This is a genomic window from Rhizobium sp. 18055, assembly GCF_902706285.1.
Classification (GTDB): domain Bacteria; phylum Pseudomonadota; class Alphaproteobacteria; order Rhizobiales; family Rhizobiaceae; genus Rhizobium.
In genome coordinates this window covers 229,439-244,148 of the sequence record NZ_CACSKD010000004.1, presented here as the reverse complement: position 1 = coordinate 244,148, position 14,710 = coordinate 229,439, and the positions used below count along the sequence as shown (strand labels likewise).

Genomic DNA, 14,710 nt, shown 5'->3' with positions numbered 1-14,710 from the left:
TTGCGGCCGCTATTGCGCTGCTTTTGACGTTTCAACGTGCTGCCATTCCAGATCGCGCGACAGGCGCTCGCTGCTGATGTGATCCTGCAAGACGACCAGCCGGATGAGATTGGATTTGCGGAAGTCCTGATCCTTGAAATCCATCCGCTTGAGGCCGGCGATCAGGTTTTGGACGGATTGGTTCAGATCGACCAACGGCTGATGCGTGGGTGCCAGCTTTTCGTAAAGGGTGAAGTCCGCCTGATAGGAGCGGCTATCGACCGGCGCTGCATAATTGATCGAAATTCGGGTCCCGGGAACCGCAGCCGCGACTGCTTCCGCCAGATCCTTGACCTGGTAGTTGCTGCTGTTCGAACCGGCGTTTACGGACAGGTAGCGCCCGCCATTTTCAGGCTTGCGGTCGATCGCCCAGTCCATCGCGCGTGCCATATCGGCGACGTCGATAAGCGGGCGCCATGGTGTGCCGTCCGACAAGACGGTGATCTCTCCGGTCGTCAAGGCGCAGGCAACATAGTCATTCAAGACGAGATCCAGGCGAAGCCTGTCGGACATCCCGCAGGCGGTCGCAAATCGAAGGCAAGTCACGACCATTTCGGTGTCGAGTGCCTGCAGACCCTGTTCCGTCCCGATCTTCGACTTCGCATAGGCGGTTATCGGATTGAGCGCATCGCTTTCCTTGCGCGGCCCTCCCTGAGCGATGCCGTAGACGCTGCAAGAGGAAGCGAAGACGAAGTGCTTCACGCCGACCTCGGCTGCATAGCCGGCAACGGTAAGAGCCGAGTTCTGGTTGACATCCATGGTCACCGCCTCGAACTGGTTGCCCATCGGATCGTTCGAGATGGCCGCCAACTGGATCACAGCATCGTAGCCTCGTAGCATGTCCTTGCTGATCGTTCGGACGTCGCCGTAGAATTGCTCATCAAGGCTACGCTCCGGCAATACCTTCACACCTGTCAGGCAATGAGCGAAATAAGCATTGTCGAAACCGTGAATTGTCGCGTCCGGCCGCGCTGCCCGTAGATATCGTGACAGGACCGGGCCGACATATCCCATATTGCCTACAATCAAAACTTTCATGGTCATCACGCTCCGGCTGGATCAGATTGAAACAAGAGATGCGAAGGGTGTGCGCATGGGGCGCGATCGGAGCCGGCGGGAGGCGAAGCTAACCTCGCAGCGCTGCGCGCCAAGCAGGTGAGAAACAACAGCAGTCATGACGCAACTACTCCCGAAACCGCTCTGATGTTTATCTAAAGGATAAGGCTGCGCTTTTCTTGGTTTTACCAAGACAATATCGACATCAACCCCTCTAATACTTAATAATAGTGCATACCAGAATATTTAAGTCAACAGTAATTATAGTAACATTTTCCTACAGACGCACGGCTTTCAAGACGCGTCAATGACAACGGCGGATATGCTGAACGTGACAGCGTCCAGACGCTTTTTGCGTCGCTTTTTCCCTTTCAAGGTTCCTTAACCGTAGAATGCATTGGCCATTGCTGCATCGCAGCGTGCGAACCTATGGTTGACTTGGCAGACAGCAAGGATTAAGCGATGCAAGATCCAGAGATGGACGTCGGCAAACAGGGGCATATGCGCAAAATTGTTCCCGGCGCAAATCGCCGTGGTGCGCTCATCTCCCTTGCCGCATGCGTTGTCCTTCCGATCCGCCTTGTCAAAGCAAGCGTCGATCTGTTCAGACCGGAAGTCTATCCGAACCTCGAAGACGATATCTGACCGAAATCCAATAGCGCGTCGCCGCGGCCGACAGCCGCTGGAATCGGACTCCCCGCCCGTAAAGCCGCGTCAATTTCAAGCATAAAAGCCAACTTATTTTCAGCCGACCCAAGTTTTCTTACCAAGAAATATTTGGCCGTTGCTTTGTCAGCATTCGTCTTTATCTCCAAAAAATACTATCAATCTGATTTTCCTGCATATAAAATATTTAGAATATGCTTTCATTTCTCTAAACTACGTATTAACTTGTTTTTTACCACGTATGTCTTCTGGACACGTAGTATCAACGGCATTTTTTCCCACACTTACTCGTGGGGGACCGTAACACCTATAGAGATCTGGGGTTTGTCATGCGTACACACGTCGTCTTCGGCGGATCTGGATTTATCGGGACACACCTGACGCGAAAGCTCATCGCGCAGGGCGATCATGTCATATCTGTTGATATGAAGCCGCCGCGTGAGCGCCAGGACGCTGTCGATTATCGTATCGCTGATGTGCGGAATCTATCCGGCCTCGTTCTGGATAGCCGAATTACACGTTTCTACAATTTGGCTGCGGTGCACACGACCCCCGGCCATCCCAACCATGAGTATTACGACACCAACGTCAATGGCGCCCTTGAGGTTACGAAGCTTGCCGAGCGTAGCGGTGTCGATGAAATCGTCTTTACCAGCTCGATATCGATCTACGGTCCGAGCGAGGAAATAAAGACGGAAGACAGTATTCCTGCGCCGACGTCCGCCTATGGCTACTCGAAGCTGCTTTCGGAGCATGTGCACGGCGACTGGTTGAGACGGAAGCAAGGCCGGAAGTTGACGATCGTGCGTCCTGCTGTTGTCTTCGGCCCGGGCGAAGGTGGTAATTTTACGCGCCTCGCAAAACTGTTGCGGAAAGGCATTTTCATTTACCCGGGGCGCAAGGATACGGTCAAAGCCTGCATCTATGTTGAGGATTTGCTTGATGCGCTCGAATTTGCGTGTCACAGGCCGGAGGGCTTCGTCCTCTTCAATGCTGCCTATCCCAACCGGTTTACGCTCGAAGATATCGTCAAAACATTGATCAAGAACTACTTTCCGCAGACGAAGGAGTTTCTTCTTCCAGGTGGTGTCGTCAAAGTCGTGGCGGCAATGCTCAAACCGGCAGGGGTCGCCAATATAGGCATCCACCCTGATCGTGTGACGAAACTCATTCGCTCGACCAACATCTACCCGCAATGGCTTGAAGGCAACAGCTTCACCTTTCCAGCGTCCCTGGACCCGATATTGGCGCGATGGGAAAAGGAAACAGGCGGGACTTTTGTTTAGTGAATATTAATTCTTTGGTTTACTCTACAAATAAGGGGCCAGACGGCTCCTTATTTCTTTTGTTCCTTAGTGGAAAACAGATCACATCAATGTGAAACTCGAGATACGTTCAAATGTTGCTTTGAAATATTTACTTTCTACTCCTGATATGGTTTATAATTCCATTAATGGACGAGAAATTGCATTTTTAATGTGTGATCACGATGTGAATTGCTTGACCAACACGGGGGCTTGTTTGTGTTTGAGTATGAGGTGCCTGAAACAGCGGACGACGGCGCAGCGGAGGTGAACAAACGTCGTATTGTCAACGTTTGTAAATCTACTATGTCGGCTGAGAGCTGGGATGACTTCGCCAAAGTGTGCGACGCCTCATTCAGGTGTTCATATGCGGGGACTCACCTGTGGCAGTTTGAGCATGACGTTTTCTCGAAGGTCGAACGTCTTGAGCTGTTTTTGCAGGTTGGCCCAGGTCAGGTGAAAATCGGTCAGTGCGCTGTTGGTATCGGGCGCAAACGGATTGTTTTTTCCGATACGATCCAGCTCTTGCCGGAATTCGAGGAATGCTGGTCGGACTGCATGCGTGCGGTGCTGGATCACCTGGGGCCAGGCCTCTATCAGTATGGCTCCGAGTGGACGATTGCTCCTTGCAGGGCACAGGCAGCGGCGAGCCTTGCCGGCATCGTTGAACTTCGTAGCCGCCTGGTCGATGTGCAGGCGATCGACTTTAGCCGATGGGACGACTTTGAAACCTATTATAAATCGGTGAGTACGAATGCCCGCCGCAACGTCAAGAAGGCGGAGAAAGCCTATGACAAGCTTGGCTTTCGTGAGCAGACAGGCCGCGCGGTATTTAGAGGCCTTCTTCCGCTGCAGATTCTGCGCCATCGTCTGTTTGCCCGAAAGGGCGTGAGAAGCTCACTGGCAGCATTGCTTGTTCGATCGACGATCCGCACGCTTGCGACATTTCGCTATAATGTTCTGGTCGGTCTGACACATGGCCCGCACACACTTGCGCGATATCTTGGGATCAATTTCGGTCGCAACTACTTTTATATGGAAGCAGCCGCAGAGCCGGAACATCCCTACGCGGCATCCTATTTGCTCCATGAGATGATCAGCCGCAGCTATACCGAGAGCAACGGCCGTGGTCACTTCGTGATGGGGCCAGATGATCACCAGCAACGTGGAACGCCGGCATGGGACGGCCTGGTTCGATCACGACAGCAGTGGAACGTGTCCGCATTTCCCACATCCGTGCTGACTTTCCATTACGGCGTGTAGACAGCGCGTGGTCGTCGTTCATCCGCCGCAGCATCGGCAGATCGCTAGCTGCCAATTTTCAAAGCGGGAATGAGTTCCGGGACCGCGACGCAATTCAATCTGCTTGCGCAACACAAACACGGCAGAATGGACTCCCAAACCCGCAGCGCATGCCTGTCCGGTTCGAGGCGAAGGATGATTGCTTTCACGGCATCATAGAGCGGCGCCGGAGCGGCAGTTTGGCGCTACAACTGCAGCATTCTTTCCGGCGCGAGATCGCCTTTGATGAGGTCAACAAGCGCAAGCGTGTTACCGGCAAGCCGCCCCCGCCGATCGACCCAGGGCTCGGGCTTTGCAATGTGAAAGAGATTGGCCAACAGATTTCGGATAATCCCCTTCCAGGCATGGCTTTTCGAAACCGTTCCCTTGCGAACCAGATAGATCCTGTTTGCAACCTGTGAATAGCCGAGCGGCCGCCCAGGCGTGCGCCCGGAGCGCTTGAACCCCAGATGCACACCCTTCATTGCCGACGAACGCACGACCTGACCAAATCGGGCGAGTTGGCGGGAAAAATCGACATCCTCCCACCAGCCGTAGAGCGGCAGGTTTTCGTCGAAGCGCAATTCATGCTCGCGCACCGGTGCCATCCGCACCACCATGTTGCATCCATAGGCGTTGTGCACTTCGCTCACTTCGTGGGTGAGGGCAGTTGGCGTGCGCGCCAGAAGTTCCTCTCCCTCGGAAAAATTGTATCCCGGGCCGAGGATGCCGTCGGCAACGACACTGCCGGTCGCGACGACCACTCTTGGCAACCGCTCAAACAACGTCTCGGTACGGGCGACAAAATCATTCGCTGCGATAAAGTCGTCATCGAAGAAGATCACGAGATCTGCATCGCCTGCCGCGGCAAGCGCCGTGTTGCGCTGCGCTGCAAGGCCGGCGGGACCGAACATCACAGTGACAGGCACGATACCGGCTGCGACAGCATCCTCATCAACATCCTCCGGCTTCGCCGAACTGACGAAGATCTGATCGGGAAGTCGCGTTTGCCGTGACATTGCGAGGATGGTTTTCGTAAGGATGTCGCGGCGGTTCGAGGTCGCGAATGCAACAACAATCTTCATCCATATTCTCCTTTGCCTTAACGCTATACAGACAGACTTAAGCCCGGCGGGCGTGTCTGCGGCAGCAACTTCCTGGATAAATTGATAGAAAAAACGCAAAGTGTCCACAGGTTTACCAGTAAAGATTCGAATATTTTACATCATTGACAATACAGTTGGACATTTGTCTTACATGATGCTTATCTCGATAGAATAGCCTTGCCTTTTCAAAAGTTATGGCAGAATACTAAATTATGAAGCTTCCAGCAGAGGCTCCCTTGTATCGTGTCAGGAAGTAAGATTGCTGCGATGTATAACACAACATGCAATGAACCTGTCTTTGGCTTACTGGAGGCGCTTTTCCGGCGGCGGTTCCTAGGATGGTGAACATGGAGCGGCCGATTTACATAAACGGCAGGTTCTTGAGCGCCCGGCTAACAGGCGTGCAACGCGTCGCGCTGGAAATGATCAAGGGGCTCGACCGCCAGCTCGAACAGCTCAAGTCTGCGGGCCTACCATATCTCAATATCGAAATTCTTCATCCGCCTGGTGCAGTGGCGATACCCAACCTGCAGGTGATCGGCGCGCGGCAGGTTGGAGCACGGCGCGGACAGGCCTGGGAACAGCTGGATCTGTTGAGGGCATCAAAGGATGGCACGCTTCTGAGCCTGTGCAACGGCGCTCCGCTGCTGAAGCGCGATGCCATTACCATGCTACACGACGCACAGGTCTACACCGCACCGAAATCCTATGGTCTGGGGTTTCGGATCTGGTACAAATTTGCACATCCGGTGATCGGCCGTCTGCATCGCCGCATCGTCACCGTTTCTCAATATTCGCTTAACGAACTGGTTTCGCTCCATGTCGTCAATCGACAGAAGATCAGCTGCATTCCGAATGGCTGCGATCACGTGCTCGAGTCCGATACGGATGAGGATGCGGTTTCGAAGTTCGGCCTGGCGCCAGGCACCTATACGGTCTCGCTTTCCAACACGTTGCCGCACAAGAATATCGCCGTTCTGCTTCGGGCATTTGCCGATCCGCAACTGAGCGGACACACGCTGGCGCTATTCGGGAGTGCGACAGCTGCTGACTTCACGGCCATTGGCGAGCAGATACCGCCAAATGTCCGCTTCCTCGGCAGGGTCAGCGACGAAGAGTTGAAAGGCCTGCTTCAGAGCGCAACGTGCTTTGCCTGTCCTTCATTGACCGAGGGGTTTGGCCTGATGCCGCTCGAGGCGATGGCCCTTGGCTGCCCGGCAATCATCGCGCCCTGTGGTGCTTTGCCAGAGGTTTGCGGCGATGCGGCGCTCCTAGCAGACCCCTACAGCCCAAAGGACTGGGCCTCACAAATCACAATGCTGGTCGAGGACCGGGAAATGGCTGCGACATACGCCCGTAAGGGCAAGGATCGCGCGGCGCTTTTTTCGTGGGATCGATCCGCCAAGGCGTTGCTTGACCTGTTGATGGACAGGCGCGCGGATAGGAGCTCTCAGTGAACGAGACCATACGCAAGTCTATCCTTTCGCAGCGGCTGGAAAAGCTAACGCCGCGCGAGCCGAATAACAGTGAAACAGCCCATATCGAGCACTTTTTTGCTATCGTGCGGCGCCAGTGGCGGATCGCCGCGCTCTTCACCGTCGTTTTTGTGGTGATCGGCATTTTATATGCGATGAACGCACAACCGCTCTACACCACCTCGACCAGCGTCTTGATCGACCGCGCGGACGGAAGCAAGCTGGTCGGCCAGTTGACGACCATCGGCACGAGCTTGGAAGATGACAGTTCGGTGATCAGCGAAGTCGAACTGCTGAAGTCAAAAGCCATTGCCTATGCGGTTGTCGATAAGCTCAACCTGGCCCAGGACGCGGCGTTTCTTTCCCAGCAGAAGGAAGGTCTTCTGCGCCAGATGATCGGTTCGGTGCGTAGCGTCTTCCAGGCTATGGGTCTCGTTTCCGCCGAAAAGCCGGCGGAAGTGACATTCGACCAAAAGCGCCGCCAGGCCGTATCGATCATTGAACAAAATATGTCGGTCGCGCGTGTCGGGCGGTCGTATGTTCTGACGCTTTATTATACCTCACCCTCCCCCACCACGTCGCAACAGGTCGCCAGCACATTTGCTGATGTGTACATGGTCGACAAGCTCAACTCGAAGTTCGAGGCAACACGCAGGGCGAGCAACTGGCTCCAGGAACGCATTGAAGATCTTGGCAAGCTCGCCACCGATTCCGACCTTGCCGTACAAATGTTCCGGGAACAGAAGGGCCTTGTGACATCCGACGGCAAGCTTGTCAGTGACCAGCAGTTGTCCGAGCTCAATAGCGCCCTCATCGTTTCGCGGTCCGACGTCGCTCAGGCGCGCGCGCGGCTTGAAAGGATCAACGCGATCCTTGCCAAGGGTAGTAGCGACGGCATCGTCGCCGAGGTGCTGCAAAGCGCAATCTCAAACGACCTGCGGACCAAGTATCTCCAGGCGTCGAAAATGGAAGCCGATATTTCCAGCCGCTTTGGCCCCGACCACTATCAGGCCGTGCGCCTTCGCCAGGAAATGGCCGAATATCAGCGGCTGATGTTTGCCGAGCTTTCCCGTATTGCCGAAAGTTACGAGAGCGAATTGGGGGTCGCCGATGCGCGCGAGCGGGAACTTTCAAACAGCGTCAGCGAAGCCGAACGCGTCGCGACCGAGGCCAACAAGAACCAGGTCCAGCTTCGTGAGCTTGAGCGGCAGTCCGATACCTACCAGAAGCTTCACGAGACCTTTCTTCAGCGCTATCACGAATCCGTCCAGGAGCAGTCCTTCCCTGTAACGGAAGCGCGAGTCATCGAAAAATCCGAAGTGCCGACGTCGGCAAACTATCCGCAGAAATCGCTTATTGTCGCTATTTCCGCGTTCCTCGGAGCGCTCTTTGGGACCGGTGTCGGCGCCATGCGTGAAATGCGCGACCGCTTCTTCCGGACTGCCGAACAGGTCCGCGAGGAACTCGGTATCGAGTATCTTGGATCTTCACCGATTATCACATCGCGCAAAATCACCCGCAACGTCGCAGACGATCAGAAAGAAAAAGAGACCGCCGAGCGGGAGATTCAGTCGCTGAATTCCATCACCGAGTATGCTGCCTCCAACCCGATGTCGATGTTTGCCGAAACGCTTCGAAGCGCCAAGATCGCCATCGACCTGGCCGCCATGAGTGCGCAGGCAAAGCCGATCGGCTTTATCTCGGCGCTACCCGGAGAAGGAAAATCGACGATTGCGATCAACTTCGCATCGCTGCTCGCGTCACAAGGTGCGAAGGTCGTGCTGATCGATGCCGACTTGAGAAATCCCGGCTCGACCCGGTTGCTTGGAAGCGAAGCGGAAGTGGGACTCGTGGATGTCGTCATGGACAGTGTCCCGTTCGAGCAAGCCTTGCTTAAAGATCCCAAGACCGGTCTTGCGTTTTTGCCATCGGTCATCAAACGGCGCATTCCCAATTCCGCTGACCTGCTTGCCTCGCCGGCGATGACAACACTGCTGACAAAGCTTTCCAAGCAGTTTGACTACGTGGTCCTGGATCTGCCGCCCTTGGGGCCTGTGGTCGATGCGCGTGCCGTTGCGCCTCAAATCGGCAGTTTCGTTTTTGTTGTCGAGTGGGGCCGCACTTCGCGCCGGGTGGTCAAGAGCGCGCTTCTGACAGAAGGCGACATCACGGCCAAGTGCGTTGGCACCATCCTGAACAAGGTGGATACGAAAAAGCTGAAGCTCTATCATGCTTACGGTTCTTCGGAATACTACTACCCCAGGTACAACAGCTACTATCACAGCTAGTTAATAGTTAACGGAAAGTTTATAACGCAGTTATAGCGCAATAGATTATGCTGTAATCTGCACTTTTGTCGCTGCCAACGCGCGGTTAACCCAGTAGATATAATGCAGAAGCGGGATATGCAGGAATTTTATTCAAAGCATGGACATGTATCACGTTCCAAGCAGGAGAATTTCTCCGGCGCGACCGATGCAACAAGTAGAAATTCCCAGTCCGCCGGGCGTGGAAGGGCAGCTTCAGCTTTGCACATGCGGAGGGGCGCCATGTCTCTGTCGGACAATGAACTAGACCCGGAAATCGAGATCTTTGTTCATCTGGCGACGGCGCAGGACGCGCGCGAATGGGCTCGCAAATGGGACGACAAAACGCTGGTTGGAATAAACGATCCATCGCCCTACGGATATAGCAGGGCCGAGAAGATGGGCTGCAGGGTCACCTTCTCGCAGGCAATGCCCGAATGGTTTGGACAGCGCATGCTGCGGCTGGCGGTAAGATCTCTATTCGGCTTCGACTTCATACACGCCTGGCGCAATGCACATCTCATGAAGGGTGCCGATGCGGTCTGGACGCATACAGAATCCCAGTTTCTCGCAGTTGCGGCGCTTTTGCGCCTAAGGGGTAACGAGAAGAAGCGGCCAAGACTGATAGGGCAAGCCGTATGGTTGTTCGACAACTGGAAGAAGCTTAGCTTCGTACACCGGTGGATCTACGGTTGGCTGATAAAAGACCTTGATGTGCTGATCATTCATTCGGAAGAGAATGCCCGGATCGCGCGGGAACTTTTCCCAAAAACGCGAGTCGAGCTGGTACTGTTCGGCATCCCCAATGAGAGGCCAGAGCCGCTGAGAATACAGACCAGTGGCCCGATTAAAGTCCTCTGCCTCGGCAACGATAGAGACCGTGATTGGAAGACCGCTATTCGAGCACTTGGCAACCAAGCGGGGCTTGAGCTGACGATTGTATCATCCAGTGCCAAGCGGCATCTCACAACAAATGCGCCGAACATCCGCATCATCACGGTATCGAACAACACCGAGCTGCGCGCACTCTTTGCCGAATCAACGCTGATGCTGGTGCCGTTGAAACCCAACATGCACGCGAGCGGTATTACCGTCGTACAGGAAGCAGCCCTGCTTGGTCTGCCGATCTTGGCGACCGATACCGGTGGGCTGCGCAGCTATTTCGACGACGAGTCTGTTGTTTACGTTCCACCGCATGATGCAGACGCGATCCTGGCCGCAGTCAGACGCATCGGCGGGCAACCGGAGCTGCGAGAGCGGCTGGCGCTGGCAGCACAAACACGCGCGACGTCCGGCGAGATTGGATGCGACCGGTATATCTGCCGGCACGTCGAACTGACCAGTGACGTTCTCAATCGAAGTGTTGTCAGGACTTAGGCCGGTAGAAAACCATGGAGAAATGTGATGCGTAGGCGCAATCTTGGTTTCGTGTTTCTTGTTGCCCTGCTGACAGCGGTTCAGGCGCATGCGGAAGGTGGCGAGCTTGATCTTTGCCCGTTGGAGCGCGCGTTTACCGACGATTTCAACGATCTCAGCATATCGGCGTGGGATATCGGAGACAAGCGCTGGATCGCACACACCCCGTGGGCTGGTGATTTCGGCGACGCACAATTTACCGATCCTCAGGACGGCTTCCCGTTCACGGCCAAGGACGGCATTTTATCGATCACTGCCAGGAAAGATACCGAGGGCAACTGGCGCTCGGGCCTGATTGCATCGGCCGATCCTCAGGAAAAAGGCTTTGCGCTTCAGTATGGCTATTTCGAGATCAGGGCCAAGATGCCATCGGGCCCTGGCGTGTGGCCGGCGTTCTGGCTCGGAACCAGCGAACCACGCAACCGCAAGGAGCCAAGCCTCGAAGTCGATATCATTGAATATTACGGCCACTCGCCCGAGGCTTTCCAGTCTGCATACCACATTTGGCATAAAAATCCGGTGCGTAGCGACCACGAGCTGCACAGCACGTCGGTCAAGCCGGGGAGCCTGTCAGACGAATTTCATGTCTATGGCGCGCAGGTGGATCCCGAGAATATCACCTACTACTTGGACAGAAAGGAAATATGGAAAGTAAAAACACCGGTCGAACATAAAATGCCGCTTTTGCTGATGGCTAACCTTGCATTGGGATCTGGCTGGCCGATCGACAAGACGCCGAACCCATCGGTTATGGCAATCGACTATATCCATGCTTACAAGTTTAAGTCAGACGAAGAAAAAGAAAAATGCTCCATTAACCAGTAGGTTTATATATATTCCGATCTAGCGCCTGATATCTCGACAACAATTTCCATGAATCGACAATTGCGTTCTGTTTCGACGCAGTATCGGTTTGCAAATGAAGCTATCTATATTAAACTACGACCGCGCAATATCTCGCGGGGGCACAATGGAAGCGACCCTGAACTCGAAGTTGATTGATGCGATCACGTACAACAAAGCGACGGGGAAGCTTCGCGTGTTTCTCTCCAACGGGCAGAGACGAGACTATCAGTCTGTGCCGGAATCCGTTGTAACCCAATTGACCCAGGCACGCTCACCTGGCCGCTTTTATGCAAGCCAGATCCGCGGGAAGTATCTTCCGATTTAAAACTCATAGTAACAACTATATTAAAGGCCGAGGCTGCATTTTCGGGTCGCCGGTCGATCTCACTTGCGCAAAATTCTTATATTTCAACGGATATTCTGCTTCAAATCGATTTTAGGCACAATTTAAAAATGCAGTATTTCCAATTATATTGATCACCTAAGTATTTATATGCAGTTTCAGATCATTAAATACTTGTTAACTTTCTTCTTCCGTGTAACGTTGCATCTCATCTCTTTGGCTTCATCAGCTGTTCAATTTATCGTGGATTCGGGGGAGCAAGTGAAAGTCGCAATTGTTCACTACTGGTTTGTTGGAATGCGCGGAGGCGAGAAAGTGGTGGAAGAAATTTGCCGCATCTTTCCGCAGGCGGATATTTTTACGCTCGTCCTAGACCGCAAGGCCATTTCGGACACCATTTTAATGCATCCGATTAAGACGTCGTTCCTGCAGAAGCTGGGCGGCGCCAAGCATTATCAAAAAATGCTGCCGCTCATGCCCTTCGCGCTCGAATCCTTCGATCTGACCGGCTATGACCTTGTCATATCGAGCGAGGCAGGCCCGGCAAAATCAATCGTTACCCGGCCCGACGCCGTCCACATTTGCTACTGCCACTCGCCGATGCGCTACCTCTGGGACTTGTCGCATCAGTATCTGAGCAATTCGGGCCGTCTCGCGCGCATGGTCATGCAGCTGACATTCCCGTGGTTGCGGCAGTGGGACCTCGCGAGTGCGACACGCGTCGATCACTTCATTGCCAATTCCGCCTTCGTCGCAAGGCGTATCCGAAAATATTACCGACGGGATTCCGCCGTTATTCATCCACCCGTCAGCGTCGAGCGATTTTCGATCTCCCGCGACGTCGATGACTTCTATCTCTGTGCTGGCCAGATCACGCCTTACAAGAAGGTCGAGGTCGCCGTCGAAGCATGCACCGCGCTCGGACGCAAGCTTGTCGTCCTCGGCTCAGGTGCAAGCAAGCAGTTGAAGGCAGCGGCCGGACCGACCATCACATTCCTGGAAAAGGTTGATGATGCGACGATGGAATATCACTTCTCTCACTGCAAGGCATTGCTCTACCCTGGAATGGAAGACTTCGGCATTGTGCCGTTGGAGGCCATGGCGAGCGGACGGCCGGTCATAGCCTACGGGCGCGGCGGAGCTTTGGAGACCGTGGTCGATCGCAAGACCGGTATGTTTTTCTATGAACAAACCGCCCAGTCGCTCAGCCAGGCGATGCTTGCCTTCGAGGCGGCCGAGCACCTGTTCGATGCCGAGGAGATCCGCCGACACGCGCAGCTCTTCAGCGCGACGCGGTTCCGTCAGGAGCTTTCGAATTTCATCAACGGCGTTCTCGAAACATCGGAACTGGCGCCGTCACGTTCACGAACCCGGGATGGCGTTCAAGGCAGCGCCGTGATCACCCATTTTCCGCTGCCCCTTAATCCCAACAGCTTGAACTGACGTGGATTCACTGCCGATCATAATCTTCTGGATTGCCGCCGTGCTCTGCGTCATTCGCGGTCCGGTGGCGATCATCTACCTCCTGTTTCTGTCAATGCCCTTCGGTGCGTTCGCCGTGGTTCCGCCGGCGATCTCGGCCGGCATGACGTTTACGCCGGCACCGATGGCCGGGCTTCTGCTTATTGCCCGGGTTTTCCTGTCCCTGAAGGGGCTGGATTATCTGGTTTCGCTGGTCGTTCGCCCGCAACGGCTGACGTTGCTTCTGGCGTTTTGGCTGGTCGCCCTGTTCACGACGGTATTCATGCCGCGGCTTCTTGCGCGCAAGGTCGAAGTCATTCCATTGAAACTCGACCTCGTGACGGCCGTCGTCTATCTTGAGCCGACGAGCCAGAATATTTCACAGCTGTGCTACATGACCATTTCGGTCCTGACAGTCTGCGCGTTCGCCTATGTCCTTCGCAGCCCTGCTGCCCGCGCACATACGCTCAGGGCGCTCTACATCGGCGCCACCGTTCTTGTTGTCACCGGGGGCCTGGATTTTGCCAATCAATACGTGCCGCTCGGAGCGTTTCTTGAACCTTTCAGAACAGCCACATACTCGCTGTTGACCGATGCGGAGATCCTTGGCGCAAAACGCATCGTCGGGCTGATGCCAGAGGCCTCGGCTTTTGGCAGCGTTACGGTCGGCTTTTTATCGGCCATCTATTTTTTCCGCAGCGCAAGTGCCGACGTCGGCATCAGCGCGACACGGTTCAAAGTGCTGATCGTTTTTCTGCTTGTGTTCGTGTGGCTTTCCACATCTTCGGCCGCATATGTCGGCCTGTTCGTATTCTTTGCTGCGGCCGGCCTTGAGTGGCTATGGCGCGGCGCGGCAATCGCCAGGGGTAGTAGCCTCAGAAGGGGCATGATCGGGGAATTGCTGGTTCTCACGACGCTCGTCGTGGTTGTCTGCCTCGTCACCGTGATCGACGCCTCGATCTGGACGCCGCTGCTGACCATGCTGGACGAGACGATCCTTCAGAAAAACACCACGAGTTCTTTCGAGGAACGAGGCACCTGGACATCGGTCTCCTGGCAGGCGTTCCTCGACAGCAATGGCCTTGGAGTTGGTCTCGGCGGAACGCGCGCGTCCAATTCTGTCGTCTCGCTGCTGAGCAATGTCGGCCTTCTTGGCGGCCTGCTCTATTATGGCTTCCTTGCAGTAACCTTGCTGCGACCCCTGCCCCGCGGCGACGCAAATTCTGCGGCATACTTGCATGGCGCCCGATGGTCGTTTGTTGCTCCATTTGCCACGTCTGTTCTTGCCGCCACCACCCCCGATTTTGGGACGTTCAATGCGTTTCTCTTTGCGATGGCGCTGTCGAGCACCGTCAACGACCGGCACCGCGAGATGGCAAAGGGTTCTCTGGTCAATGGATAGTTTGAAGCA

General features: G+C 54.8%; 12 protein-coding genes. 10 read left to right on the top strand and 2 right to left on the bottom strand.

Going from position 1 to position 14,710, the window contains the following annotated elements; translation table 11 throughout:
• Window positions 1-9: 9 nt before the first annotated feature.
• Entirely contained in the window at window positions 10-1,077 is a 1,068-nt protein-coding gene (locus tag GVL52_RS09785) for an NAD(P)-dependent oxidoreductase (RefSeq protein ID WP_160006294.1), read from the bottom strand.
• A gap of 480 nt (window positions 1,078-1,557) precedes the next feature.
• Here GVL52_RS09785 and GVL52_RS09780 point away from each other — a divergent pair, with 480 nt between their 5' ends.
• From GVL52_RS09780 to GVL52_RS09770, 3 genes are all read left to right on the top strand, one after another.
• Window positions 1,558-1,740, top strand: coding sequence for a hypothetical protein (locus GVL52_RS09780; RefSeq protein ID WP_160006292.1), 183 nt, complete (start codon window positions 1,558-1,560; stop codon window positions 1,738-1,740).
• Window positions 1,741-2,090: 350 nt separating this feature from the next.
• Window positions 2,091-3,047 (top strand): NAD(P)-dependent oxidoreductase, encoded by a 957-nt coding sequence (locus GVL52_RS09775; protein WP_160006290.1) that lies wholly within the window; start codon window positions 2,091-2,093, stop codon window positions 3,045-3,047.
• A 237-nt stretch (window positions 3,048-3,284) separates the two neighbouring features.
• Window positions 3,285-4,328 carry a hypothetical protein gene (locus GVL52_RS09770; protein WP_160006288.1) on the top strand — a complete coding sequence of 348 codons (1,044 nt, stop codon included), beginning with the start codon at window positions 3,285-3,287 and terminating at the stop codon, window positions 4,326-4,328.
• Between the two features lie 224 nt (window positions 4,329-4,552).
• Here the strand turns inward: GVL52_RS09770 and GVL52_RS09765 are convergent, their stop codons facing one another.
• Complete coding sequence (locus GVL52_RS09765) at window positions 4,553-5,431, bottom strand: glycosyltransferase family 2 protein (protein WP_160006285.1); 879 nt, start codon at window positions 5,429-5,431, stop codon at window positions 4,553-4,555.
• 368 nt (window positions 5,432-5,799) lie between these two features.
• On the opposite strand from GVL52_RS09765, the gene GVL52_RS09760 reads away from it, so the two are divergent.
• The 7 genes from GVL52_RS09760 (at window position 5,800) to GVL52_RS09730 (ending at window position 14,701) form a co-directional block, all read left to right on the top strand.
• Window positions 5,800-6,909, top strand: a complete 1,110-nt coding sequence (locus GVL52_RS09760) for a glycosyltransferase family 1 protein (RefSeq protein WP_160006283.1) — start codon at window positions 5,800-5,802, stop codon at window positions 6,907-6,909.
• Window positions 6,906-9,215, top strand: a complete 2,310-nt coding sequence (locus GVL52_RS09755; RefSeq protein ID WP_244619133.1) for a polysaccharide biosynthesis tyrosine autokinase — start codon at window positions 6,906-6,908, stop codon at window positions 9,213-9,215. The genes GVL52_RS09760 and GVL52_RS09755 overlap by 4 nt, the downstream gene beginning before the upstream one ends.
• A 261-nt stretch (window positions 9,216-9,476) precedes the next feature.
• Window positions 9,477-10,610, top strand: coding sequence for a glycosyltransferase family 4 protein (locus GVL52_RS09750; RefSeq protein ID WP_160006281.1), 1,134 nt, complete (start codon window positions 9,477-9,479; stop codon window positions 10,608-10,610).
• Window positions 10,611-10,637: 27 nt separating this feature from the next.
• A complete protein-coding gene (locus GVL52_RS09745) occupies window positions 10,638-11,474 on the top strand; it encodes a glycoside hydrolase family 16 protein (RefSeq protein WP_160006279.1) in 837 nt (278 codons plus the stop codon).
• A gap of 94 nt (window positions 11,475-11,568) precedes the next feature.
• On the top strand, window positions 11,569-11,820 hold the full coding sequence (locus GVL52_RS09740) for a KTSC domain-containing protein (RefSeq protein WP_306440359.1): 252 nt from the start codon (window positions 11,569-11,571) through the stop codon (window positions 11,818-11,820).
• 168 nt (window positions 11,821-11,988) lie between these two features.
• Complete coding sequence (locus GVL52_RS09735) at window positions 11,989-13,281, top strand: glycosyltransferase (protein WP_244619132.1); 1,293 nt, start codon at window positions 11,989-11,991, stop codon at window positions 13,279-13,281.
• 1 nt (window position 13,282) lies between these two features.
• Entirely contained in the window at window positions 13,283-14,701 is a 1,419-nt protein-coding gene (locus tag GVL52_RS09730) for a hypothetical protein (protein WP_160006275.1), read from the top strand.
• Window positions 14,702-14,710 lie beyond the last annotated feature (9 nt).

Bases quoted from the DNA above. Each gene is read 5' to 3' on its own strand.
- GVL52_RS09785 (WP_160006294.1), bottom strand. From the start codon at position 1,077: ATGAAAGTTTTGATTGTAGGCAATATGGGATATGTCGGCCCGGTCCTG.
- GVL52_RS09780 (WP_160006292.1), top strand. From the start codon at position 1,558: ATGCAAGATCCAGAGATGGACGTCGGCAAACAGGGGCATATGCGCAAA.
- GVL52_RS09775 (WP_160006290.1), top strand. From the start codon at position 2,091: ATGCGTACACACGTCGTCTTCGGCGGATCTGGATTTATCGGGACACAC.
- GVL52_RS09765 (WP_160006285.1), bottom strand. From the start codon at position 5,431: ATGAAGATTGTTGTTGCATTCGCGACCTCGAACCGCCGCGACATCCTT.
- GVL52_RS09760 (WP_160006283.1), top strand. From the start codon at position 5,800: ATGGAGCGGCCGATTTACATAAACGGCAGGTTCTTGAGCGCCCGGCTA.
- GVL52_RS09750 (WP_160006281.1), top strand. From the start codon at position 9,477: ATGTCTCTGTCGGACAATGAACTAGACCCGGAAATCGAGATCTTTGTT.
- GVL52_RS09745 (WP_160006279.1), top strand. From the start codon at position 10,638: ATGCGTAGGCGCAATCTTGGTTTCGTGTTTCTTGTTGCCCTGCTGACA.
- GVL52_RS09740 (WP_306440359.1), top strand. From the start codon at position 11,569: ATGAAGCTATCTATATTAAACTACGACCGCGCAATATCTCGCGGGGGC.
- GVL52_RS09735 (WP_244619132.1), top strand. From the start codon at position 11,989: ATGCAGTTTCAGATCATTAAATACTTGTTAACTTTCTTCTTCCGTGTA.